This window comes from Kocuria sp., assembly GCF_030538595.1.
In the GTDB taxonomy this organism is placed as follows: domain Bacteria; phylum Actinomycetota; class Actinomycetes; order Actinomycetales; family Micrococcaceae; genus Kocuria.
Map to the genome: position 1 here is coordinate 66,141 of NZ_JAUNTS010000006.1, position 22,666 is coordinate 88,806.

17 protein-coding genes are annotated in these 22,666 nt (G+C 63.6%); 3 read left to right on the forward strand and 14 right to left on the reverse strand.

What is annotated here, in order from left to right; translation table 11 throughout:
• Positions 1-10: 10 nt before the first annotated feature.
• From murG to dinB, 12 genes are all read right to left on the reverse strand, one after another.
• Positions 11-1,171 carry an undecaprenyldiphospho-muramoylpentapeptide beta-N-acetylglucosaminyltransferase gene (gene murG / locus Q4G32_RS06750; RefSeq protein WP_303350209.1) on the reverse strand — a complete coding sequence of 387 codons (1,161 nt, stop codon included), beginning with the start codon at positions 1,169-1,171 and terminating at the stop codon, positions 11-13.
• Complete coding sequence (ftsW, locus tag Q4G32_RS06755; protein WP_303350211.1) at positions 1,168-2,538, reverse strand: putative lipid II flippase FtsW; 1,371 nt, start codon at positions 2,536-2,538, stop codon at positions 1,168-1,170. Before ftsW ends, murG begins: the two co-directional genes overlap by 4 nt.
• Complete coding sequence (murD, locus tag Q4G32_RS06760; protein WP_303350212.1) at positions 2,535-4,076, reverse strand: UDP-N-acetylmuramoyl-L-alanine--D-glutamate ligase; 1,542 nt, start codon at positions 4,074-4,076, stop codon at positions 2,535-2,537. Before murD ends, ftsW begins: the two co-directional genes overlap by 4 nt.
• Positions 4,073-5,254: a phospho-N-acetylmuramoyl-pentapeptide-transferase gene (gene mraY, locus Q4G32_RS06765; RefSeq protein WP_303350213.1), complete on the reverse strand. Its 1,182-nt coding sequence runs from the start codon at positions 5,252-5,254 to the stop codon at positions 4,073-4,075. Before mraY ends, murD begins: the two co-directional genes overlap by 4 nt.
• Complete coding sequence (locus Q4G32_RS06770) at positions 5,251-6,909, reverse strand: UDP-N-acetylmuramoyl-tripeptide--D-alanyl-D-alanine ligase (protein WP_303350214.1); 1,659 nt, start codon at positions 6,907-6,909, stop codon at positions 5,251-5,253. The genes mraY and Q4G32_RS06770 overlap by 4 nt, the downstream gene beginning before the upstream one ends.
• The gene (locus tag Q4G32_RS06775) at positions 6,906-8,597 is read right to left on the reverse strand and encodes a UDP-N-acetylmuramoyl-L-alanyl-D-glutamate--2,6-diaminopimelate ligase (protein ID WP_303350350.1); all 1,692 of its coding nucleotides are present in this window, start codon (positions 8,595-8,597) and stop codon (positions 6,906-6,908) included. The genes Q4G32_RS06770 and Q4G32_RS06775 overlap by 4 nt, the downstream gene beginning before the upstream one ends.
• A gap of 164 nt (positions 8,598-8,761) precedes the next feature.
• Positions 8,762-10,612, reverse strand: coding sequence for a peptidoglycan D,D-transpeptidase FtsI family protein (locus Q4G32_RS06780; protein WP_303350215.1), 1,851 nt, complete (start codon positions 10,610-10,612; stop codon positions 8,762-8,764).
• Positions 10,609-11,406: a hypothetical protein gene (locus tag Q4G32_RS06785; RefSeq protein ID WP_303350217.1), complete on the reverse strand. Its 798-nt coding sequence runs from the start codon at positions 11,404-11,406 to the stop codon at positions 10,609-10,611. The genes Q4G32_RS06780 and Q4G32_RS06785 overlap by 4 nt, the downstream gene beginning before the upstream one ends.
• Positions 11,403-12,380, reverse strand: a complete 978-nt coding sequence (gene rsmH / locus Q4G32_RS06790; RefSeq protein ID WP_303350219.1) for a 16S rRNA (cytosine(1402)-N(4))-methyltransferase RsmH — start codon at positions 12,378-12,380, stop codon at positions 11,403-11,405. The genes Q4G32_RS06785 and rsmH overlap by 4 nt, the downstream gene beginning before the upstream one ends.
• Before the next feature lie 337 nt (positions 12,381-12,717).
• A complete protein-coding gene (mraZ, locus tag Q4G32_RS06795) occupies positions 12,718-13,149 on the reverse strand; it encodes a division/cell wall cluster transcriptional repressor MraZ (protein WP_303350353.1) in 432 nt (143 codons plus the stop codon).
• Positions 13,150-13,828: 679 nt separating this feature from the next.
• Positions 13,829-14,227 (reverse strand): DUF3040 domain-containing protein, encoded by a 399-nt coding sequence (locus Q4G32_RS06800; RefSeq protein ID WP_303350221.1) that lies wholly within the window; start codon positions 14,225-14,227, stop codon positions 13,829-13,831.
• A gap of 165 nt (positions 14,228-14,392) precedes the next feature.
• A complete protein-coding gene (dinB, locus tag Q4G32_RS06805) occupies positions 14,393-15,634 on the reverse strand; it encodes a DNA polymerase IV (RefSeq protein WP_303350223.1) in 1,242 nt (413 codons plus the stop codon).
• A 170-nt stretch (positions 15,635-15,804) separates the two neighbouring features.
• On the opposite strand from dinB, the gene Q4G32_RS06810 reads away from it, so the two are divergent.
• Positions 15,805-16,977 carry a polyprenyl synthetase family protein gene (locus Q4G32_RS06810; protein WP_303350225.1) on the forward strand — a complete coding sequence of 391 codons (1,173 nt, stop codon included), beginning with the start codon at positions 15,805-15,807 and terminating at the stop codon, positions 16,975-16,977.
• Positions 16,978-17,028: 51 nt separating this feature from the next.
• Here Q4G32_RS06810 and Q4G32_RS06815 read toward each other — a convergent pair whose 3' ends face one another.
• Complete coding sequence (locus Q4G32_RS06815; RefSeq protein WP_303350227.1) at positions 17,029-17,430, reverse strand: Rv2175c family DNA-binding protein; 402 nt, start codon at positions 17,428-17,430, stop codon at positions 17,029-17,031.
• A 176-nt stretch (positions 17,431-17,606) separates the two neighbouring features.
• Here Q4G32_RS06815 and Q4G32_RS06820 point away from each other — a divergent pair, with 176 nt between their 5' ends.
• Both Q4G32_RS06820 and Q4G32_RS06825 read left to right on the forward strand, forming a co-directional pair.
• Positions 17,607-18,770 (forward strand): lytic transglycosylase domain-containing protein, encoded by a 1,164-nt coding sequence (locus Q4G32_RS06820; RefSeq protein ID WP_303350229.1) that lies wholly within the window; start codon positions 17,607-17,609, stop codon positions 18,768-18,770.
• A gap of 114 nt (positions 18,771-18,884) precedes the next feature.
• On the forward strand, positions 18,885-21,032 hold the full coding sequence (locus Q4G32_RS06825) for a protein kinase domain-containing protein (RefSeq protein ID WP_303350231.1): 2,148 nt from the start codon (positions 18,885-18,887) through the stop codon (positions 21,030-21,032).
• A 43-nt stretch (positions 21,033-21,075) separates the two neighbouring features.
• On the opposite strand, the gene Q4G32_RS06830 is transcribed toward Q4G32_RS06825, so the two are convergent.
• Entirely contained in the window at positions 21,076-22,467 is a 1,392-nt protein-coding gene (locus Q4G32_RS06830; RefSeq protein WP_303350233.1) for a class II 3-deoxy-7-phosphoheptulonate synthase, read from the reverse strand.
• Positions 22,468-22,666 lie beyond the last annotated feature (199 nt).

Here is a 22,666-nt window from a genome sequence, read left to right on the forward strand (position 1 = left end):
GTGTAATGGTTCACGCTCGCGCCTCCTGCAAAATCAACTGGGCCATGGTGGCTGCGGCATCACGCACGCCGGCCCCCCGGGCTGCTTGGGCCATCTGCGCCAGCGCCTGAGTGTCGGTGGCCAGGGGAAATACGGTGTCCCGGACGTACTCCGGGGTGAATTCGGCGTCCTTGACCACGTGTGCTGCCCCGGCATTCACCAGTGACCGTGCGTTGAGCGCCTGCTCTCCGTTGCCGATGGGCAAGGGCACAAAAATGGCAGGCAAACCCACTGCGGCCACTTCCGAGACCGTGGCCGCCCCGGAGCGCGCCACCAGAAGATCTGCCGCTGCATAGACCTGCTCCATACCATCCACGTATTCCACCTGGTGGTAGCCCTGGGCTGTGACCAGTTCGCCACGAGCATCCATCAGTTGTTTGCCGTGCCCGGTGACGTGCAACACCTGGATGCCTGCTGGGCCGATCTCCTGCACCACTTGGCTCATGGTCTGGTTCATGCTTTGTGCACCGGATGATCCACCGGTGAGAATCACCGTGGGCAGCGCCGGGTCCAGGCCCAATGCCTGCCGGGCCTCGGCCTGCCGTGCAGCTCGGTCCAGACCAGCGATCTCCGGGCGCATGGGCATACCCACCGTGCGCGCCCCCGCAATCGGGGTGTCCGGAAATGCAGTGGCAACCACAGCGGCAAACCGGGCACCCACCCGGTTGGCCAGCCCGGGGCGCGCATTGGCCTCGTGAATCACCACGGGGATTCCGCGCCGCTTGGCAGCCAGATACATGGGGGTGCTCACATAGCCACCCACGCCCACCACCACGTCAGCCGCATGACGGTCAATGATCTGACCGGCTTGTTTGACGGCGCCCCGCAGCCGAAGCGGCAATTTGAGCAGGTCCATGGATGGTTTGCGCGGCAGTGGCACGCGATCAATGGTTTCCAGCGGCAATCCGGCTGCCGGAACCAGACGGGTTTCCATCCCCGTCGTCGTACCCACCGCTGTAATGTCCGCGGAGGGGTCGGCGTCCTGCAAAGCCCGCGCAATGGCAAGCAGAGGGGACACGTGGCCGGCCGTACCACCGCCGGCGATCACCACGGACACCACACCCGCTGTGGACTGCGCTGCCGAGGAGGGGGTGGGTTCCTGCTGCCCTGCCCCGGGTACCTGGTGATTCATGATGTCCTCTCCGGACGGGTCCCAATGCGGTGCACATTGTGGGGAAGCTCCGTCTCCCCGTCCCATGCCGCCTCGGGAGCGGGGCTCGGTGTTGTTCGTGCAGACGGCCCGCGGAATCGGTTGATCAGCCGGTCCAACCAAGTGGGTCCGGCCAGTCTGGTGAAGGACATGACCACCCCCACTGCCGCCAAACACATGAACAAGGAGGACCCACCGTAACTGATGAATGGTAGGGGAACCCCAATCACGGGCAGAGCACCCGTGACCATTCCGATGTTCACAAAAGCCTGACCGATCAACCAGGCCAAGATCCCACCCGTGGTGATCCGTTCAAAGGTTGAGTTGCTGCGCAACAACACACGAGCCATGGCCACCGCCATCACAGCGAACAAAGCCAAGATGAAGACCGTGCCAATGAGCCCCAGCTCTTCACCGATGATCGCAAAAATGTAGTCATTGTGTGCTTCCGGCACATAGCTGTACTTGGACCGGGACTGCCCCAGCCCAACTCCCCACCATCCTCCGGTGGCCAAGGCACCCAAGCCTTGCTGCGCCTGCCAGCAGGAGCCTGCGGCGTCGCAGTTGCCGGTGATCCAACCGGTCACACGATCCATGCGGTGGGGAGCCATGACCACGGTGAACGCGCTGATCACCAAGGCTCCCAAGCCACCCACGGCAAAAAGTTTCAGTGGTGCTCCGGCCAGGAACAGCGCCGCAGCGTAGATCAGCACAAAGATGATCGCCGTTCCGGCGTCCCCGCCTGCGCCCACCCCGATCAGCGGGACCAACAGGATCAGCCCGGAAGGCCACAAATAGCCCCATCCGTGCAATTGCCGGGAGTACTTGGCAAAGTACCAGCCCAGCATCAAGGCCACCCCGAGCTTTGCCGCCTCCGAAGGCTGGGCGGTGAATTGCCCGATTTGAATCCAGTTGCGGTTGCCGTTGATCTCAGTGCCCCACAGCAACACGGTGGCCAGACCCAAGCTGGTGACCGCAAAGGCCATCACGGCACATCGTTCAAACAGTTTGGGCGGCAGCAGTGACAGGACCACCATGGCAAAGATGCCGCCGCCACCAAACACCAGCTGGCGCCAAAAATACTGGTACGCCGACTGATCGGAGGAGATGGACTCCACGGAGGAGGAGGACAACACCATCATGACGCCTACGGCGGAGAGCAGAACCGCACTTGCCGCCAAGGCGTAATAGGAATGCAGCAGCGGACCGTCATGGACCCAGGTCCAGACCCGCCGCAACAGCCCGGTCCCCGCGGACTGCGCTGCAACCAAGTCGGGACGGGAGGCACCGGATTCAGCACGGCGCATGGCGCTGACCGTGCTGTTGCGGGTGCGTCCGCGCGGACTCATGACAAACGCTCCACCAAATCGGCAACGGACACCGTGAACGCCTGGCCGCGGTGGGCATAGTCCTTGAACTGATCCATGGAGGCCGCAGCCGGCGCCAACAGAACCGTGTCACCTTCCACTGCCACCCGGTGGGCCGCTGCAACGGCAAGGCGCATCACGGCGTCACCGTCTGCTGCATCAACCGGTGCCTGTCCAGCGTCCTGGACTGCTGGAATCACCGGGACATCCGGGGCGTGCTGGGCCAGTGCCGCCGTGAGATTGGCGTTGTCTGTGCCAATGAGCACCACCGCCCGCAAGCGGTGGGCGTGCTGGGCCACCAAATCGTGGCTGTCCGTGCCCTTGGCCAGGCCACCGGCAATCCAGACCACCGGATCAAAAGCGGACAGGGAGGCGTTGGCGGCGTGCGGGTTGGTGGCCTTGGAATCGTTGATCCACACCACACCGTTGGTCTTGGCCACGGGCTGGATGCGGTGGGCGCCTGGCTCAAAGCGGCGCAGCCCTTCCCCCACCTCCGGTGCGTCAACACCGGCAGCTCGCGCCAAGGCGGCAGCAGCCAGGGCATTGGCCACTCCATGCACGGTGGGGACCGGCTTCAACTCCGTCACGGAAGCCAGCTCCAAGGCCTGATGGCGGCGATCGTCCAGGAAGGCGCGATCCACCAGCAGATCTTCCACCACGCCCAGCATGGAGGGTTGCGGATGACCGGCGGTGAAACCGATGGCGCGGCACCCCTCCACCACGTCGGCCTCCTCCACCATGTGAAGCGTGCTCTGATCGGCCACGTTGTAGACCGCCGCCACCCGGCAGTTTTCATACACGCGCGACTTGTCCGCAAGGTAGTTCTGGAAGCTCCCGTGCCAGTCCACGTGATCTTCTGCAATGTTGAGACACACCGCAGCCAGCGGGGAGACTGAGTACTGCCAGTGCAGCTGGAAGCTGGAGAGTTCCACGGCCAGAACGTCGTACTCCACGGGGTCACGCAGCGCGTCCAGAACAGGGGTGCCCACATTGCCCACGGCAATGGCTTTCAATCCCCCGGCTTGGAGCATGGCTTCCGTCATCTGGACCGTGGTGGTCTTGCCGTTGGTACCCGTGATGCAAACCCATTCCGCGGTTTTTCGGCCGGCACGCTCACGGATGCGCCAGGCCAGCTCCACATCCCCCCAGATTTGGATGCCCAATTCCCGTGCCTGCGCCAGCAGCGGCTGATCCGGGCGCAAACCCGGTGAGGTGACCACCAGTTCAGCCTGCTGGCCCTCCACCAGCGGTACGGAGGACATGAACTCTTGCCCCAGCAGGACCTCTTTGGCACCCACAATTTTCAGCGTTTCCGCCTTGTTGCGGGTTTCCTCAGACACTTTGCCATCCACGACGACGACGTTGGCGCCCAGCTCAATCAACGTGTCTGCTGCGGCGAATCCAGCCACCCCGATTCCCACAACCACCACGGGCAGACCGGACCAGTCCGCATCCCAGCTGGTGAGTTCTTCAAGGCGGGGCGAACCCAAGACGGGGTTGGCGTTGGTGGATGCGATCACCGGAAAGTTCCTCCATTGGAGATCAGCCACTCTCCGTAGAAAATGGCCAGGGCAACGGCCACGAACAGTCCGGCGATGATCCAAAAGCGGACCACAACGGTCACTTCCTGCCAGCCCTTGAGTTCAAAGTGATGTTGCAGCGGTGCCATCTTGAAGATGCGCTTTCCACCGGAGAGTTTGAACCACCCCACCTGGAGGATCACGGACACCGTGATCAGCACGAACAGTCCGGCAATCAGAACCAAAAGCAGTTCCGTACGGCTCAGGACGGCAAAGGCCGCCAAGGCACCGCCCAGGCCCAATGACCCGGTGTCACCCATGAAAATCTTGGCCGGGGAGGTGTTCCACCAGAGGAAACCGATCAAGGCGCCGATCAGCGCAGCTGCCAACACAGCAAGATCAGATGGATCGCGCACGGTGTAGCACAGTCCGGAGGCGGAGGTGGTGGCGGGATCACCGCAGAGATGATCCGTCTGCCACATGCTGATCAACAGGTAGCCGGAGAACACCAGAATGGCGGCTCCCGTGGCCAGACCGTCCAAACCATCGGTCAGGTTGACCGCATTGGTGGTGGCCGTGGCAATCAAGTTGACCCACACCACAAAGAGAATCAGTCCCGCGATCACCAGGAGCACATTGCGTTCGCTGGTGAGAGCTTCGATCAAGCCCCCCTGGAACTGCCCAAAGCCCATGTCCAGGGCGGGAAGATCACGGGTGATGGACACCGCCGTGGAGCCGGGAGTCTCCCCCCGAGGATCAGGGAACAGCAAGGCCAAAACACCAAAAGCGGACCCGATGAGGCCCTGCAACAGGATTTTGCCCTTGGGAGTCAGCCCCAGGTTCTGCTTCTTGGTGATCTTGGTGAAGTCGTCAATGCCACCCACAAATCCCATGCCGAGCATCAGGAACAGCGCCAGGACACCGGACACCGTGGGGCCCGTCCAGTTGCCCGTGGTGATCCCCACACCCAGGTGGGAGATCAGGTAGGCCACCGTGGCGGCCCCCAGGATGGCCACGCCACCCATGGTGGGCGTGCCACGTTTGGTTTGATGGCTGGACGGCCCGTCTTCACGAATGAACTGGCCGTAGCCCTGTCTGGCCAAGAATTTGATGAACGCGGGGGTACCGAAAATCGAGAGTGCCAGGCCCAGGAAGCCCGCTACCACAATCTGAATCATGCGTGCGCTCCTCCTGGCTGATCGCGGTCCGTGTTGACAAAGTCACCTGCGGAGAGCCAGTGATCTGCCTCCGCGGGGGCATCATTGGCTGCGGCCGGCGCACGTGAGTCCGTGACGGGGGCGGCTGCCACTTTGTCCCCCAGAATCTTCATTCCTGCGGCATTGGAGGACTTGAACAACACCATGTCTCCGGGAGCCAATTCCTGGGCCAAAAGCTCTTCGGCGGCATCGGCATCCGGGACCCAGGTGGCCTCATTGCCCCACGAGCCTTCCAGATGCGCGGCGTTGTAGATGGGGCGTGCGGTCTCCCCCACAGCCACCAATTTTGAAATGTTCATGCGGACCACTTGCCGGCCGATGGCATCGTGTTCCTCCACGGAGAGGTCACCGAGTTCCAACATGCCGCCCAGCACCGCCCAGGTGCGCCGCGCCGGACGATCACCAGAACCCCGCCCCAGTTCGGCCAGCGTTTGCAGCGCGGCGCGCATGGACTGGGGGTTGGCGTTGTAGGCATCGTTGATCACGGTGACGCCGTCGCCACGTTCCGTACGTTCCATCCGCCACCGGCTGCCCGCACCGCGGTGCTGTAGCACAGTGGCAATCTGCTCAGCCGGGACACCGGCCACAAAAGCTGCGGTGGCAGCGGCCAGGATGTTGCTCACGTGATGGGCACCGATCAGTCCGGAGACCACACGGTGCTCGGAACCATCCGGGAAGTGCAAAGTCAGGGTGGGGTGGCCGTCGTCGTCCGTGGTGACGTCACTGGCCCACACTCGTTGGCCGGTGATCGGATGAGCCGTGCAAGCATCCCCCGCGGTGAAAAACACCACCGGTGCCTGGGTGCGGGTGTGCATGGTACGTACGCGGGGATCGTCCTCGTTGAGAACGGCCACCCCATCCGTGCCCAGCGCCTCCACCAGTTCGCCCTTGGCCACGGCAATGTTGTCCACGCCGCCGAACTCACCGGCGTGGGCGGTTCCCACACACAGCACCACACCCACATCCGGGTGGACCATGTTGCACAGGTATTCGATGTTGCCGATGTGGGTGGCACCCATCTCCACCACCAGGTACCGGGTTTGTTCCGTTGCGGTGAACACCGTCAGCGGGACGCCCACCTCCCCGTTGTAGGAGCCCTGGGGAGCCACTGTGGGACCCACGGACTCGAAAACAGCGCGCAGTAGGTCCTTGGTGGTGGTCTTGCCCACGGAGCCGGTGATGCCCACAACTTTGACGCCGCCATCGGCCGTGCCGTGGGATTCCCGCAGATGAGCCACCACCCAGGCGGCCAGCGCTCCCATGGCTTCCACCACGTCGTTGACCTGAACGGATGGATAGACGGAGGTGGTCTCCAGTGTTGCAGGTGCCTCCGTCAGAGTTGCAGGTGCTTCCGCCAGGGGCACCGGCCGCTCCACCAGGGCCAGGGTTGCCCCGGCCTCGAATGCCGCGGGGACAAAGTTGTGACCGTCGGTGACTTCGCCGGGTTTGGCCACGAACAGCGTTCCCGGGCCAACTTCCCGCGAGTCAGTGGTCACGTGCTCCACCACGGGAACCTGACCCGCGCTCACGGCGTCTTGACCCGCTGCTGCGGTGTCCAATCCCAGCACGGTACCGCCCGTGATCTGGGCAATCTGGTGCGCGTCCAGTGCGATCACTTGGCTTCACCCCAGCCTTCCTGCGAGCTGCTGCCCATCTCGTCCAAAGCCGCGCGTAGTTCCGCACGGTCATCCAGCGGGTGGTCCACACCCGCAATGTCCTGCACTGTCTCATGTCCGCGGCCGGCCACGATCACCGAATCATTACGTCCGGCCATCCGCACTGCGGAACGAATGGCCACCGATCGCGGTGCGATTTCGTGAATCTCCGTGGCACGCGCCTTGCCGGACTCCATCAGCGCGTGAGCACCGGCAAGAACCTCACCGCGGATGGCCGCCGGGTCCTCACCGTGGGGATCGTCATCACTGATGATGACCACATCCGCCTCACGTACCGCAATTTCACCCATGAGCGGTCGCTTGGTTTTGTCTCGGTCCCCGGTGGCGCCGAACACCAAGATGACTCGTCCCTCACCTTCTGGCGGGTCCACGGCGTTCAGTGCCCGGGCCAGGGCGTCTGGATTATGCGCAAAATCGACGACGGCGGTGGGTTGCGTACCGATCAGCTGCATACGCCCGGGGACATCCGTGGTCAGAGGATCGTATTCATCCAGAACTCTCTGCAGCCGTTCCAGTTCCACCCCGGAGGACAACACCATCAACGTGGCCAGAGCGGCGTTGGCCACGTTGAACTCACCGGGCAAACCGGTGCTGACCCGCAACGTACGTCCGTCCCGGTGCACCAGACGGAAAGCATGTCCAATGCCGCGGCGCGTCATCGAGTGCAGAGTCCAGTCCGCGCCACGGCGTTGCGGACCGGATTCCCGGTCTGCCACCACTCCGCCCCGCATGGCAAAAACGTCAACGTTTTCGGCGCCAAGCTGAGCACGGGCATGGCGAGCCATGTTGATGCCCCAGGTGTCGGCGTCGTCAGCCACCACCACCACGGCACGTTCGGTGCGCGCGGGTGTGAACAGTTCAGCCTTCACCTCAAAATAAGCCTGCATGGTCCCGTGGAGGTCCAGGTGATCCTGAGTCAGGTTGGTGAACCCGCAGACGCCGTAACGCACACCGTCCACGCGGTGGAATTCGATGGCATGGGAGGACACCTCCATGGAGGCCGCCGTCATGCCGGACTCGCGCATGACGGAGAGCAGCGCGTGCACCGTGGGGGCTTCGGGTGTGGTCAGGGTGGAGGGGATCTGCTGGTCTCCCGCCAAAATCTCAATGGTTCCAATCAGCCCCGTGGTTTCGCCCAGCGCGCGCAGAATGGAATTCACAAAATACGTGGTGGTGGTTTTGCCGTTGGTGCCGGTCACCGCGAACAGGGACAGCCCGGAACCGTCAACGGGCTGAGAAGCATAGATGTGAGCGGCCAGGTCCCCCACGGCGGCACGGGGATCTTGGCTGAGCACGATGGGCACCGTGACCGGTGGTTGCGCATCCGCTACGAGTTGCCCCCCAGCGGCATCGGTGAGAATCGCGGCCGCACCGTTGTTCACCGCCGCCGCAGCAAAGCTCGCCCCGTGGAATCGGGCACCCGGCAAAGCCGCGTAGAGATCACCGGGTTGAACGGCCCGGGAGTCAATGCTGATGCCGGACACTTCAACCTGCTGGAGATCCGTGGTTTCCGGCACCTGGAGCAGTTGCCCATCCAGCGCTGCGGCCATGGACCCCAGGCTGATGGGGGAAACCCCACCGGGACGCAGCAACGCTGCATCCGTGGTGATCTCCGGTGCGTTATCCATGTTCTCCACGTCATCCTTCCTGTGCCTGGCGGACACTTGCCCACCACCCCGTGCCACCACGGCCAGGGGCACGGTTGCGAACCGGTGGAGTTCCCCAGAGCGACCAGCAGAGAACCGCTACGGTCTGAACGGCGGGGAAGAACCGTTCCGGATTCGTCCCGAGTCTAGCGGTTGCTGTGTTCATTGCGGTCGGCATCCTTGCCGAAGAACTTGTCCAGGGCCACTGGCTCCGTGGTGGATGGGCTCACCCCGTAGTGTTTGAGGACATCGCCCATGATCTGGCTGAAAACTCCCGATGCCCCAATGGTTCGCACCTCACCCTGCGGCCGTTGCAGTGTGACAGCCACCACGTACTGCGGGTCCTCCATCGGTGCCATGCCCACAAAGGATGTGGTGTAACCGTCATAGCCGCCCTGGTCCCCCGGGGCCTCGGCCGTGCCTGACTTGCCGCCGGCGCGGTACCCGGGCACTGCGGCATCCGGAGCACCGCCTACGGTGATCACGGTCTCCATGATCTCCAAGACCTGCGCGGCCGTTTCACTGCTCACAACACGGCGCGGTTCAGGTGGTTCCGGGATGGTGGTGGTGCCATCGGCGTCCGTGGTGGAAAGCACCACGCGGGGTTCAACCAACACGCCGTCGTTGGCCACGGCCTGGTAAATGGTGGCGGTGCGTAACGGTGATTGGGAGAGCCCCTGGCCAAAGAGCACGGTGTACTGCTGGCGGGTGTCCCATGCAGTCCAGTCAGCCAACAGACCCATGGTTTCACCAGGAATCTCGATGCCCGTGAGTTCCCCGATCCCAAAGTTCTTCAACCAGGTGTGGCGTTGCTCCGGGGTCAGCTCCTTGCCCACCTCCACCGTTCCGGTGTTCATGGAGTCCGCAATGATCCCCGCGAACGTCCGGTCCTCCGCCCCATGGGTGAAGGAGTCCGTGAAGGTCTGACCGTCAATGGTCAGCTCTGGAGGAACTGAAACCTCACTGAGAGGTTGAATCTTTCCCTCTTCAATGGCGGCTGCCGCTGTCAGCGTCTTTTCCGTGGAACCAGGCTCCACAGCTGCGGCCACGGACCGCGGGGAATAGTCACCTTCATTTTCCGTACGCCCGGGATCGTTGGGGTCCACCATGGTGGAATCTGCCAGCGCCAACACCTGGCCGTCGGAGACGCGCAGGACCACAGCGGTCCCCCATTCGGCGTCGAGTTCCTTGACCCGTGCGGCAACCGCCTCCTGCGCGTAGTACTGGACGTCACGGTCCAGTGTCAGGGTCACCTGACCACCATTGACCGGGGAGGTCTCATCGTGCGGGGCCACCGGGATGCGCACGCCATCGGCACTGATTTCAAAGGTACGTATCCCGTCCTGACCGCTCAGGATCTCGTCCTGGGACAGTTCCACGCCCGCCAGGGCATCGCCGTCACCGCCCATGAAACCCACGACGGACCCGCCCAATTGCCCATTGGGGTAACTGCGCTGGGAGACCGGCTCTGCCGTGACAAAGCCCAGTTGCAGGTCACGGACGGCGTTCCACTGCTCCGGTGTGGCCGAACGGTACAAGTACTGGAAATTGGCCTCCCCGTCCAGCGCATCCTTCACCTCCTCATCTGAGATGTGCAGGATGTCCGCCAGGTCTCGGATGATGTTCAAGACCGTGCGGGTTTCGGTGCTGCCGTCAGGATTTCGCACCGTCAGGTCACGCACCAGAGTCTGATCCACCGCAATGTCGTAGCGCTGGATGCTGCGAGCCAGAATTGCCCCGTTGCGGTCCAGAATCTCGCCACGCAGTGCCGGTAGAGACTCCTGCCGCAGCCGATCATTTTCAGCGCTGGCGGCACGCCCACTCAAATCCAGTCCTTGGACCCAGACCAACCGCAGCGCCAGCAAGGTCAGCGCAATCAGTCCGAGCGCCAAGCCCACGAATTCACGCCGAGTGGCCGGGCGCTGCGGCTGCGCCGGCTCCTGATCTGGACCCGGTGCATCGGTGGGCTCCGTGGGGTCGAATGGCCGATCACTCATTGGCCACCCCCGGCATTCTGGTCTGGCGTCGGCTGGGATTGATCGGGGTTGGCCTGACTTTCAGTTCCCGCTGAAGCAGGGGCACCCGTGGGCACAGCGGTGGGCGACGGCGACGCCGTTGCGTCCGCGGGCTGGCGCTGCTGCGGCGCCGGCAGTGATCCCCCGTGCAAATTCACATCTGATTCAGCCTGATTGGCTGCACGCAACTGGTCGTTGACCTCGGTATCGGTGTCCGGTAAAGCGTCGCGGCGTTCCCGTGCCAACGACGCCGCTCGGTCGGCTGCCGCTGATCCGCGCTGGACCGGTTGCGCCACCAACACTTCTCCGTCCTCGGACTGCGCAGCAGGCTGCGGGTCGCCGGTGACTTCTTGCGATTGCAGGTCCACCAAGCCCTCGGAGGTGGTTGGAACCATGCCGTCATTGGTGGCTGCAATCGCCAGATTTTGGGGCGCCTGGTAGAACTCCAGATCTTGGGTCAAAGCCTCGGACTCCTGCGCCAGAGACCGCTCCTGGGCACGCAGTTCGACGAGCCGGTACTGGCCATCGCTGATCTTGATGTTCAAGTACAAGATTCCAGCCAGCGTGCTGACCACAGCCACCACCGCAATGACCAGTGGCAGTAGTCGGGACCAACGGCGCCACTTCCGGTTGGTGGTGCCTGCCTGCCCAGATGCCCGGTCAGGTGATGGGTCGGCACCGTCAACCGAGCTGGTTGGGCGCCTGCGCCACGGCAATCTGGCGCCCGCTCTCAAACGACCCCGCAGACCCCGGGGCGATTCGTCTGAACCGGTCATACAACATGTCCACTTCTGATCCGTTGGGCGGCCCGCAGCCGGGCCGAAGCTGCCCGCGGGTTGTCCTCGATCTCCTGCGCTGTAGGTGTGTGGGTGCCGCGAGTCAGGATCTTGAACGTTGGCTTGTGCTCTTCCAACTCCACGGGCAAGCCCTTGGGCGCGGTGGACACCGAACGGGCGGCAAACTCTTGCTTGACGATTCTGTCTTCCAGCGAGTGGTAGCTCATGGCAACGACTCGCCCATCCTGGCTGAGAACATCCAGGGCACGTGGCACAGCTCTGCGAAGAACCTCAAGCTCCTGATTAACTTCAATCCGCAGTGCTTGGAAGGTCTGCTTGGCGGGATGGCCCTTCTTGCGCTGAACTGCCACGGGAACGGCTGAGCGCACGATCTCAACCAGCTCGCCCGTCGTCGTCAAGGGACTGTTGGCCCGGGTGGTCACAATGGCTTGGGCGATTCTGGAGGCAAAGCGCTCCTCCCCCCAGTCGCGCAGGATACGGCGCAGGTCAGCCTCCGGGTAGGTGTTGACCACTTCCTGCGCCGTGAGCTGGGCGGTGGAATCCATCCGCATGTCCAGCGGGGCGTCATAGGAGTAGGCAAAGCCACGTTCGCGCTCATCCAGCTGCATGGAGGACACGCCCAGGTCAAAGAGGATGCCATCAGCTTGATCAAAGCCCGCTTGCTCCAAGGCTTCGGGGATCTGATCGTAGGTGGTGTGCACGGGGTGGAAACGATCACCGAACTGTTCCAACCGGGCTGAGGCAAGTTCCAGCGCGGTGGGGTCTCGGTCCACGCCCACCAGGTGAAGCGTGGGGAACCGGCTGAGCAACGCTTCAGAATGTCCCCCCATACCCAAGGTGGCATCCACCGCAACGGGTGCGGAGCGCTCCAACCCCGGAGCCAAGAGGTCCAGGCACTGCTCCAGGAGTACGGGGACATGCCGCTGCGACGTGGGGCGCGGTGCATCCGACATGGTGACTCCTCATGTGGGTCATGACCGGTGGCAGGGTCATGGGTGATACTCATGGCCACCATCTGACGGCCTTCAATGATTCAGGGGGGCACGCGCCGTTGCATGCAATGTTTTCGATCCCTCAGCTTACTGGGGGTGCTCCCCACACAGACGAACACCGCACCGTGAGCTACGTGACCAGAACCCCGCCCGCTGGCCATCCCTCGAATCCGGCCTGGCTCAGGGGAAGTTGAGTCAGGACGGTGACGGCAGTGCGGGTGGAGATCTCGCCGCGGAGATCCCGGTGCGGTGTTCAACCGCTCACGTGACAGCTATTCGATTGCGCAGCAGGTGACTGTCAGAACAGCCCTGGGATCACCTCGTCCTCCGTGTCGGAGAACGCCGATTCCTGTTCCGCCAAGTAGGACTCCCAGGCTTGGGCGTCCCAGATCTCCGCACGAGAACCTGCGCCTACAACGGCCAGCTCCCGATCAAGACCTGCGTACTGACGGAGCGGGGTGGGAATGGTGACCCGGCCCTGCTTGTCCGGCACTTCATCCGAAGCACCTGAGAGAAAAACGCGGATGTAATCACGAGCCTGCTTGGAGGACAGCGGGGCCGCCCTCATCTGCTCATGAACCTTCTGGAACTCCGCCGCACTGAATACATAGATGCAGCGCTCCTGGCCACGAGTGAGCACCAACCCTTCCGACAGTTCCTCACGAAACTTGGCCGGGAAGATCAGGCGCCCCTTGTCATCCAGTCGGGGTGAGTACGTCCCGAGGAACATGCTCACCACCTCAGTTTGAAAGGTTCCTCCTACTTCTCTCTCTGCTCCCCCACTTTACTCCACTTTCCTCCCCGGTCAACCGCGATCCGCCAGAGGTCGGCGATCATGGGGCTTTTTCGGGATCAGTGGTGTGCTGTGCGAGGTGTGGTGATGGTCTTATTTCAGCTAGTCAGAGCAGCTATAGGCTCGTGGTGGAGGCTCAGTGGAGGGCAGTGGAGCAAACGGTGGAGGACAGTGGAGCACGTAGTGGAGGCCACGGAACGTCCGGTGGAGCTCGGTGGAGGGCCTCACCGCGCCGCACACCGCCCGGCCCGCCATCGAGTTCCCACTCCACCGTTCACCTCCCATCCGACTGCGACATCACCGCCCATAACGTGGGAAGTCGGCGATTGGGTGGGAAGTCGACAGCCACGGGGGAAGTCGGCGATTGGGTGGGAAGTCGACAGCCACGTGGGGAGTCGGCAACCCGCGGATGCTCCACCAGCTCACTACCCCGGTCTGGGCGCCCGGTCCCGGGCATGCCAAAGGCCCCAAACGCAAACCGTTCGGGGCCTCTGAAACGTGGTCACCACAACAAAGTGATCAACCACAATGTGAAAGCTGGAGCTGCGATTCCCGGGGAGTTCGGCCGGTACACCACAAGCAGCTGAGGTCAGTAGCTCTCAGCTGGAGTCATGGCTCACTGACCGCTGGAACGGCGTTCATCCCACTTGTTCTCCAGGTTGCGCATGAATCCCGACGACGACTTTGCCGCCTTGGGTGCCGGACCTGCACTGGGTTTGGGGTCGCCGTCTGCGGTGGCCTTGAGCTTACCCGCACCTTTGGTGCTGGCCCAGTAGACACCGAGAGACATCACCAGGAATCCAAGAACTCCCACGATGATCTGATTGAGCATCACGCCCCCGATGACAATTCCGAGGCCAATCACTCCGATGACCGCGCCCAACACAATGGCGCGTGTGGAGAACGTGGGCCGGACCGGCCGCGTTTCCATGGTGCTGGCGAACTGGGGATCGTCAGCATTCAACTGCTGCTCCAACTGCGCCAGCAGCTGTTGCTCTCGCTCGGACAGAGCCACGACGTCCCTCCTGGAAGGTGATGATGTCAACCGGCAGGCAGAGTTAATGGCAGCACTGCTCACCGTCTTTGGGACAAGCCTACCCTCCAAGTCCCGTGGCCGATACGCCCGGATTACGCCTGTGGGTGACGCCGCTGCCTTCCAGACACCTGGAATGGGGCAACTTCACATACCCGGACGCCTTTTGTCTTCGCCTTCTCGACGGTGCCCCGTGCCTTGGTGGCCCAACATGGAGGCAGGCCCCAAGCCAAGGTCTCCAAACCGTTTGCGGGCCCGATCCATGGCCGTCTCCACCGCCGCCCAGTCTTCTTCACGGCCGTCCAAACTCAGCTGTACCGCATTGTGATCGGGCTCCAGATGTTCGGCTCGAATCCCGATCAGTCGCACCGGAGCGGCCAGCGGCAATTCCTGGTCGAACAGATCCCGGGCGTGGCCGAACAGATCGTGACCGGAGGAAAACGGCTGTGTCACCGTTCGAGAACGCGAAATAGTGGTGAAATCCGCCCACCGCAATTTCAGACCCACCCGCTTGGCCCGTAGCCCGTGTGAACGCAGCCGTGCCGCAGTCCGGTGCGACAAGCTCAGGAGTTCACGGCGGATCTGGCCCACATCCGTGACGTCTTCCTCAAAGGTGCCTTCCGCTCCCAGGCTCTTTTCTTCCCGGACGGGTGTCACGGGGCGCGGGTCCTGGCCGTTGGCCAGGGCGTGCAAATGAGCACCCGCAGCCGGACCCACCAACCGGGCCAATGCCGCGGGGGTTTGGGCGGCCAACTCCCCCACGTGCATCAGACCGGCGGCTTGCAGCGTCTGAGCTGTCTTGGCTCCCACGCCCCACAGTGCACTCACGGGTAGTTCCGCCAGAAATGCCACCGTGTCCTGATGATCCACCAGGAGCAATCCGTTCGGCTTGGCCCGCGTTGAGGCAATCTTGGCGATGGTTTTGGTGGCCCCGATCCCCACGGATGCGGTCAGCCCCGTACTCTCCAGAATCCTGTGGCGCAGCATGCGCGCGATGGCCACGGGCGGACCCAGCCGACGCACGGCCCCGGAGACGTCCAGAAAGGCCTCATCCACGCTGATCTGTTCCACGCGGTCTGTGACCTCGTGAAAAATCCCCATGATGGCCGTCGAGTACTTGGGATAGACCCCGTAGTGCGGCGTCAGCACAATGGCCTGTGGACACATGGCACGCGCCCGTGCAAGGGGCATCCCGGAGCGCACTCCGAACGGGCGTGCCTCATAAGAAGCGGAGAGCACCACGGATCGGTTGGATTGTGCGGCCACAATGATGGGGCGCCCCACCAGCTCCGGACGTTCCAAGAGCTCAACAGCCACAAAAAACATGTCCATGTCCACATGGAGGATGGCGGTACGCCGCAGGGCAGCGATGTCCTCCTGTGTGCCCATGGCCTTGTTCCACCTTTCCCATCCACCGGGGTGCGCCAACCTGGCGTCCCCCGTAACGGCCGGGTTCATTCACGAACTCGGCAACCTCCCGGGTCACGGGGCTCGTCTACGCTGGGCAGGGCACCGACCGCCACAGCCACAACTCACCCAAGACTCACCGGGAGCCTTCCGTGCCGACCTCCAGCATTCCATCCGCCTCAGACAGCACAAGCTCGGGCGGCACACCAGCCCAGAACGCAGGGGCGATCCACACGCAGATCGCCCGTGAGACTGAGGCATTTCTGTCCGCGGTGGAGTCCGACCTGCAGCAGTGGTTCGCGGAGCAGGAAGAGGCGGCAATCCGCATAGATCCCGCTGCCCAAGACCTGGTAGCTGCCATTGCCGCACTGTCCACGGGCGGTAAGCGCACGCGCGCGCAGCTGCTCTACTGGGGTTGGCGTGCAGCCGGTGGCCCACCCACCTCCGTGATTCCCGTACAGGCTGCCGCGGGGCTGGAACTGTTCCAGACAGCGGCGCTGATTCACGACGACGTCGTTGACCGTTCCGACACCCGCCGCTCCATGCCAAGCGTGCACAAGCGGATGGAACACCTCCACGTGACTCACGGGTGGGAGCAGGACCCGGCGCATTTTGGGGTCTCTTCGGCCATTTTGATCGGTGACTTGGCACTCACCTGGTCCGAACAGTTGTTTGGGCGGGCGTTGGCGGAGGCGGGGCACCCATCAGCGGCGGCCGCAGATTTCAACCTCATGCGCACCCAGGTGATGATCGGGCAATATCTGGATGTCCATGCTGAAGTCGCTGCCGCGAATCTTCCTGCTGACCAGGCACATCACCGCGCTCTGAATGTGCTGCGTTACAAGTCCGCCAAGTATTCCGCCGAACACCCCGTGGCCTTGGGGGTTCTCTTGGCGCAGGGCCAGGAGGCCACCGAAAGTGCCGTGGAGGGATTCCGGAGCTTTGCGTTGGCGTTGGGAGAGGCGTATCAAATTCGTGACGACATTCTGGGCATCTTCGGTGATCCCCAGACCACCGGCAAGCCCGCCGGGGACGATTTGCGGGAGGGCAAACGCACGGTGGTGATCGCCGTGCACCTGGAACGTGCCACCGCGGAGCAGGCCGCAGCAGTCCTTGACGTCTTGGGCGAGCCGGACTGCACGGAAGCCCACATTCTGGCCGCCCGCCAGGCCATCACGGACAGCGGAGCCCTTCAGGCCGTGGAGGAGACGGTGGATGACCTCACGGCACGCGCAGCCGACGGGATCAATGCCCTTGACCTTGATCCCGTGGTGGCCCAGGCCTTTCACCGCATCCTGCAGGCGGCAGTTCGGCGCAACCGCTAACGGCCAGGAACAGCGGGCAATGTCACCGGGGTCAACTTCACCGGAGCCGGATCACCAGGCCATGGCCTGAGCACGACGGCGAATCTCGGTTTTACGCCCCGCGTGCAAGAAGTCGATGGGTCGCCCGGGCAGCGAGTCATCCTGGCTGAGCAGCCAGATGGCCGCTTCCAGATCGGTGAAGCCGGCATCGCGCAGCACGGAGACCGTGCCGTGCAGGGCCTCCAGCGGGCGCCCGTCCTGCGTGGTGAAGTCGGCGGGGATCCGGCGGACACCGTCGGCGGGATCGCGGAAGGCGAGCACGGCGCCGTCGTCAACCAGGGAATGCACCCGCGTCACAATGACGTCCATGGCCTCGGCGATGTCGGGGATGGTGGTCCATTGCTGGACCAGTTCGCCGAGCTGCGCAAACTGTTCGGGAGTGGGGTTTTCGGCACGGTTGCTGGAAGTCTTCACGCTCCCAGGGTGCCATGCGCTGCCGATGCGTGGCAGGTGACACGACGCCCCAGACGCCGGATGTGGCGAGACTCGCTCCCTGACCTGCTAGGGCAACGTGCCCACGGCAGGTAGCCTCTGGGAAGCGGCCTCACCTTCCCCAGGGTCGTTTCCCCCAGTCCCTTGAGGTCATCTCGATGAACCGCACACCCGAGGGCCACGATTCTGCGCGCCGCACTGAGCGCGCAGGTGTCGAGGCGCGCCCGCATCTTCGCAACGCCACCCGAGCCGCAACGGCGGCAGCAGCCTTGGCTGCACTGGGCATCACGGGCGCCTCCGCAAGTTTTGCGGCCCCGCAGCCCGATCACCCCACACCCACACAGGATGAGTCCAGGCCGGACGGCCCGGTGCGCACGGTGCTCCCCGGGGACTCCCTGTGGTCGGTGGCAAACGCCAATGGGATCTCCGTGGACGATCTGATGGAGTTCAATGACCTCCACGGCGATGCCCTCCTCACCCCGGGTCAGCACTTGCGATTGAGCGCCCCGACGGAGCCTTCACCCGAGTCGGCCACCGCGGATGCTGGCTCAGTTCAAGATCCCGGCCACAACACAGCCGAACCGGCCACTGACACCGGAACCGATCCGCAGCACGACGACGACGCCTCCGCCACCGAGCACACCGTGGTGACGGGTGATTCGCTGTGGGATCTGGCGCAACAGCACCAGGTGAGTGTGGCTGACCTGGTGGAAGCCAATGACCTGGACTGGTCAGCGGGGTTGCGTCCGGGAACCGTTTTGAGCGTCCCCGGTGGCACCACTGACAAGGCTGAAGCTGCCGGTGACACCGCTGATGATGACCCTGCCGGTGACCCACCGGTGACCAACAACTTTCCCGGCCATGACTACGACGATCACACGATCCGGGCAGCCAATGACTCGCTGAAACAGCTGCGCGAACGCCCAAAAGTCTCCGATGAGCAGTTGCAGGACATGGTGCGCAACACTGCCCGGGACATGGGTGTGGACCCGGCCCTGGCGTTGGCTCATGCCGAACAGGAATCAGGTTTCAATCACCAGGTGGTCTCCCCCGCCAATGCCATCGGCACCATGCAGGTGGTGCCCTCCGCCGGTGAATGGGCCGAGCACCTGGTGGGGCGCGACCTTGATTTGTTGGACCCCCAGGACAATGTGACCGCCGGGGTGGCGATCATCCGGGCCAATACCCAGCGCGCGGAGAACCGCGATGAGGCCATTGCGGCCTACTACCAGGGGCTGCACGGTGTGCAGGAATACGGCATGTTTGACGACACCAAGGACTATGTCTCTCAGGTGAAAGCCAAGACCCGTTCCTGGGCCTGAGCCTTGATCCGAAGATCAGCGGTGGATCACGCCGCTGTGCCGTGCACCGGCTCCAAGCGAGAGCCCAGGACCCTGACTTAGGGTTGTCATGTGCAAAGAGCTCAAGAAGATCATTTGACCGGTGCCGTCCTGGAGGGACGTTACACCGTGGGTCCACGCATGGCCCGGGGTGGTACCGGCGGTGTGTACCGGGCCGTTGATGAACGTCTTGACCGGACCGTGGCGGTCAAGATCATGCACCCCCATTTGAGTGAAGATCCAGATTTTGTGGGTCGCTTTGCGCGGGAGGCGCGGGCTGCCGCACGGCTGTCCCATCCCAATGTGGTGGCCGTCCTGGACCAGGGCCAAACCCCGGAGGGGTTGGTGTTCCTGGTCATGGAGTACGTGGAGGGCGGGACACTGCGGGATGTGTTGAACCGCAAGAATTTCCTGACCCCCGGACAGGCTTTCCAGATCATGGGCCCCATGCTGGATGGGCTGGCCAGCGCGCACCGGGCCGGACTGATTCACCGGGACATCAAACCCGAAAATGTGCTCATGCGCACGGATGGCACGGTCAAGGTGGCTGATTTTGGGCTGAGTCGCGGAGCCGATCAGCACACCACCACGGGGGCGGTCCTGGGCACCGTGGCCTACGCGGCCCCCGAATTGGTCCTGGAACAACCGGTGGGAACCCGGTCGGATGTTTACTCGGTGGGCATCCTGCTGTGGGAAATGTTGGCCGGCCGCCGCCCCTTCACGGGTAACCCGTGGGCGCTGGCGCGTGCGCATGCGGAAGAAACGGTGCCCTCCCTCACTGAGGTGGTACCCGGAATTGATTCTCGCGTGGCGCACATGGTCAGTGAGTGGACAGCAAAACAGGAGGATCAACGGCCCGCTGACGCCGGTGCGTTGGCAGCGGAACTGGGTACGCTGCGGCGCGAGCTGGATTCGCAGCAGTTGGGTCACGTTCCGGAGGGTTGGCACCAGGGGCCGGGGCCGTTGGCACCGGTCACCGCAGATCCGGGGGCCTCCGTCCTTCCCGCCTCCGCACCCGCCACGGGACCGGTGGAGGAATTACGGACCGGTGGCAATCTGGCCGTGGCCGAGCAGGATCAAACTGTATCCCCACACCAGACCGCTTCCGCACAAGAGACTGAAGCGCTGGCCGCCGGCTCCGCGCCAAGCTCGTCCAGCCTCTCTTCATCTGGCCGCCCTTCCTCTGAACAACTGACGGAGGCCGTGCGCACGCAGGAACCGTGGGATGGGCACACCGCCAGCGCACAGACAGAGGCCATCAGTACCACCGGACCGTGCGCCGAAGCTCCCACGGAGGCCATCACCAGCGCCACGTCCGGGGGCCGGCAGGGTCCGGCACCCCGTGATCTGGGGGTTTTTGATGACACCACCAACATCACGGGATTGCACACCTCCGCCACCCCCGTGGGACTGGGCACTACGGCAGCAACTGCCGCCGATGATCACACTCGGCTAGCTGACGGCAGGGGCACCACAGACTCCGACGACGCCGCTCCCACCAGATCCGCCGACCCGGAGCCCTTGGTGGAGACACCGCAGAGTGATCCCACCAAACCCACGGTGAAACTGATGCGCTTCCCGGCGCTGAAAGTCCTGTTGGCCCTTGCCGTGACTGTGCTGCTGGTCTGCTTGGCAGCCTTCCTGGGCTGGCTGTTCGGCTCCGGGAGTTTCAGGACTGAGGTGGTACCCGCCGTGGTGGGGACCAGTGCCGAGCAGGCTGAATCCGTAGCGGCTGACCAGGGCTTTGGCAATGTCCGGGTTTACGAACAATCAAGCACGGATGTTCCCGCGGGCTCCGTACTGGGTACCAGCCCAACGGAGGGCACCAGTATGCGGGTGGGTGAACAGCTCTCCATCCTGGTTTCCAGTGGCCCAGCCCAAGTCAGCGTGCCATCCATTGAGGGTGTCTCCCAGGATGAAGCAACCTCACGCCTGGAGAATGCCGGATTGAGTGCCGGTCAGATCACCACTGAGTTCTCCGATTCCGCCGAAGGCACCGTCATTGCCGTGTCCCCCGTCGTCAGCACCAAAGTGGATGAGGGTTCCTCCGTGGATCTGACGGTTTCAGCCGGTGCAGAACCAACGGAGGTGCCAAGCGTGGTGGGCTCCTCGATTGACGATGCCACCTCCCAGCTGGAGGACTTGGGCTTCACGGTCCAACGCGAAGACGTGGCCGGTGGCCGGCTGGGGCGTGTGATCAGCCAGTCTCAGGACGGCACCACCATCACCTTGCGCGTGATCTGAGTGCCCTGCGGCGCAGGACGCGCCGCTGGGCACTCAGTGATGCTCAGTCCCGGGCCAGGTAACCCGCCACCAGAAACGCGATCTCCAACGACTGCATGTGGTTCAGCCGGGGGTCGCAGAGGGTTTCGTAACGATCCGCAAAATGGGCTTCCTCCACGGCGGAGGCACCGCCCAGGCATTCTGCGACGTCGTCCCCGGTCATCTCCACGTGCAAACCGCCCGGGTGCGAACCGATGGCCTGGTGGACCTCAAAGAACCCACGGACCTCATCCACGACGTCGTCAAAGTTACGGGTCTTGTACCCGGACGGGGTGGACACGGTGTTGCCGTGCATGGGATCAGTCACCCAAACCACCTTGGCCCCGGAGTTCTCCACGGCTTCCACCACCCGCGGGAGGTTTTCGCGGATCTTGGCCGCGCCCATGCGCGTGATGAATGTCAGACGACCGGGAACACGCTCGGGATCGAGCTTGTCGATCAGAGTCAGAGCATCCTCCGCGGTGGTGGAGGGACCCAGCTTGACGCCAATGGGGTTCTGCAAACGGGAGAGCAGATCCACGTGGGCGTCCTCCAGGCCGCGCGTACGCTCACCGATCCACAGGAAGTGCCCGGAGGTGCCGTATGGCAAGTGCGTGCGCGAGTCAATGCGGGTCAGAGCGCGTTCGTAGTCCAGCAGCAACGCCTCATGCCCGGTGAAGAGTTCCGTGGTCTTCAAGGCGTCAAAGTCCGCGCCGCACGCCTCCATGAACTTCACGGCACGGTCGATCTCCCGCGCCGTGGATTCGTAGCGTGAATGGGCGGGGTTGGAGGCAAAGCCCATGTTCCACGAGTGCACGTGGCGCAAGTCGGCAAAGCCACCGCCGGTGAAGGCCCGGATCAGATTCAATGTGGAGGCAGAGGTGTGGTAGCCGCGCACCATGCGGTTGGGATCGTGAACCCGGGATTCTTCCGTGAAATCAAACCCGTTGACCATCTCCCCACGGAAGGTGGGAAGGGTCACCCCATCGCGGGTTTCATCATTGGAGGAACGCGGCTTGGAGAACTGCCCGGCCATGCGGCCCATTTTCACCACGGGCATGGAAGCCCCGTAGGTCAGCACCGCTGCCATCTGGAGCAGGGTCTTCACGCGGGCCGTGATCTTGTCAGCGGTGGCGCCCTCGAAGGTTTCGGCGCAGTCACCGCCCTGCAGGAAAAAGGCCCGACCCTGCGCCACCTCGGCCAAACGGGCTTTGAGGGTGTCCACCTCACCGGCAAAGACCAGGGGCGGCACGGAGGAAAGTTCCTGAATGCTGGCGGCAAAATCTGGGTGCTCGGACCAGGTTGGTTGCTGGTCGGCTGTCAGGTCACGCCACTCGTCCAGCCCATACGTGTCAGCGGTGGGCTTGGGGCCGGGCTGGAACGGGAGCTGGGAGGTGTCTACTGAAACCTGAGTCACGGTGATGCGTCCTTGAGTTGTTGCCCCGTTGCTTGGGGCCGAGATGTGTTGATGGTGCACAGATGTGCTGGATGCGGCCACAACCTGGCCGTACCAGTCAGCACAGCGTGGACACGGCAGCCACGGCCAAAACAGCTGCCGGCTCCAGGTGGCACCGGCAGGCCCCAAGACCGCAGTTGCGCAGCCTCTACGCTACCGC

Bases quoted from the DNA above. Each gene is read 5' to 3' on its own strand.
- murG (WP_303350209.1), bottom strand. From the start codon at position 1,171: ATGAATCACCAGGTACCCGGGGCAGGGCAGCAGGAACCCACCCCCTCC.
- ftsW (WP_303350211.1), bottom strand. From the start codon at position 2,538: ATGAGTCCGCGCGGACGCACCCGCAACAGCACGGTCAGCGCCATGCGC.
- mraY (WP_303350213.1), bottom strand. From the start codon at position 5,254: ATGATTCAGATTGTGGTAGCGGGCTTCCTGGGCCTGGCACTCTCGATT.
- Q4G32_RS06775 (WP_303350350.1), bottom strand. From the start codon at position 8,597: ATGGATAACGCACCGGAGATCACCACGGATGCAGCGTTGCTGCGTCCC.
- Q4G32_RS06780 (WP_303350215.1), bottom strand. From the start codon at position 10,612: ATGAGTGATCGGCCATTCGACCCCACGGAGCCCACCGATGCACCGGGT.
- Q4G32_RS06785 (WP_303350217.1), bottom strand. From the start codon at position 11,406: ATGACCGGTTCAGACGAATCGCCCCGGGGTCTGCGGGGTCGTTTGAGA.
- rsmH (WP_303350219.1), bottom strand. From the start codon at position 12,380: ATGTCGGATGCACCGCGCCCCACGTCGCAGCGGCATGTCCCCGTACTC.
- mraZ (WP_303350353.1), bottom strand. From the start codon at position 13,149: ATGTTCCTCGGGACGTACTCACCCCGACTGGATGACAAGGGGCGCCTG.
- dinB (WP_303350223.1), bottom strand. From the start codon at position 15,634: ATGGGCACACAGGAGGACATCGCTGCCCTGCGGCGTACCGCCATCCTC.
- Q4G32_RS06820 (WP_303350229.1), top strand. From the start codon at position 17,607: ATGAACCGCACACCCGAGGGCCACGATTCTGCGCGCCGCACTGAGCGC.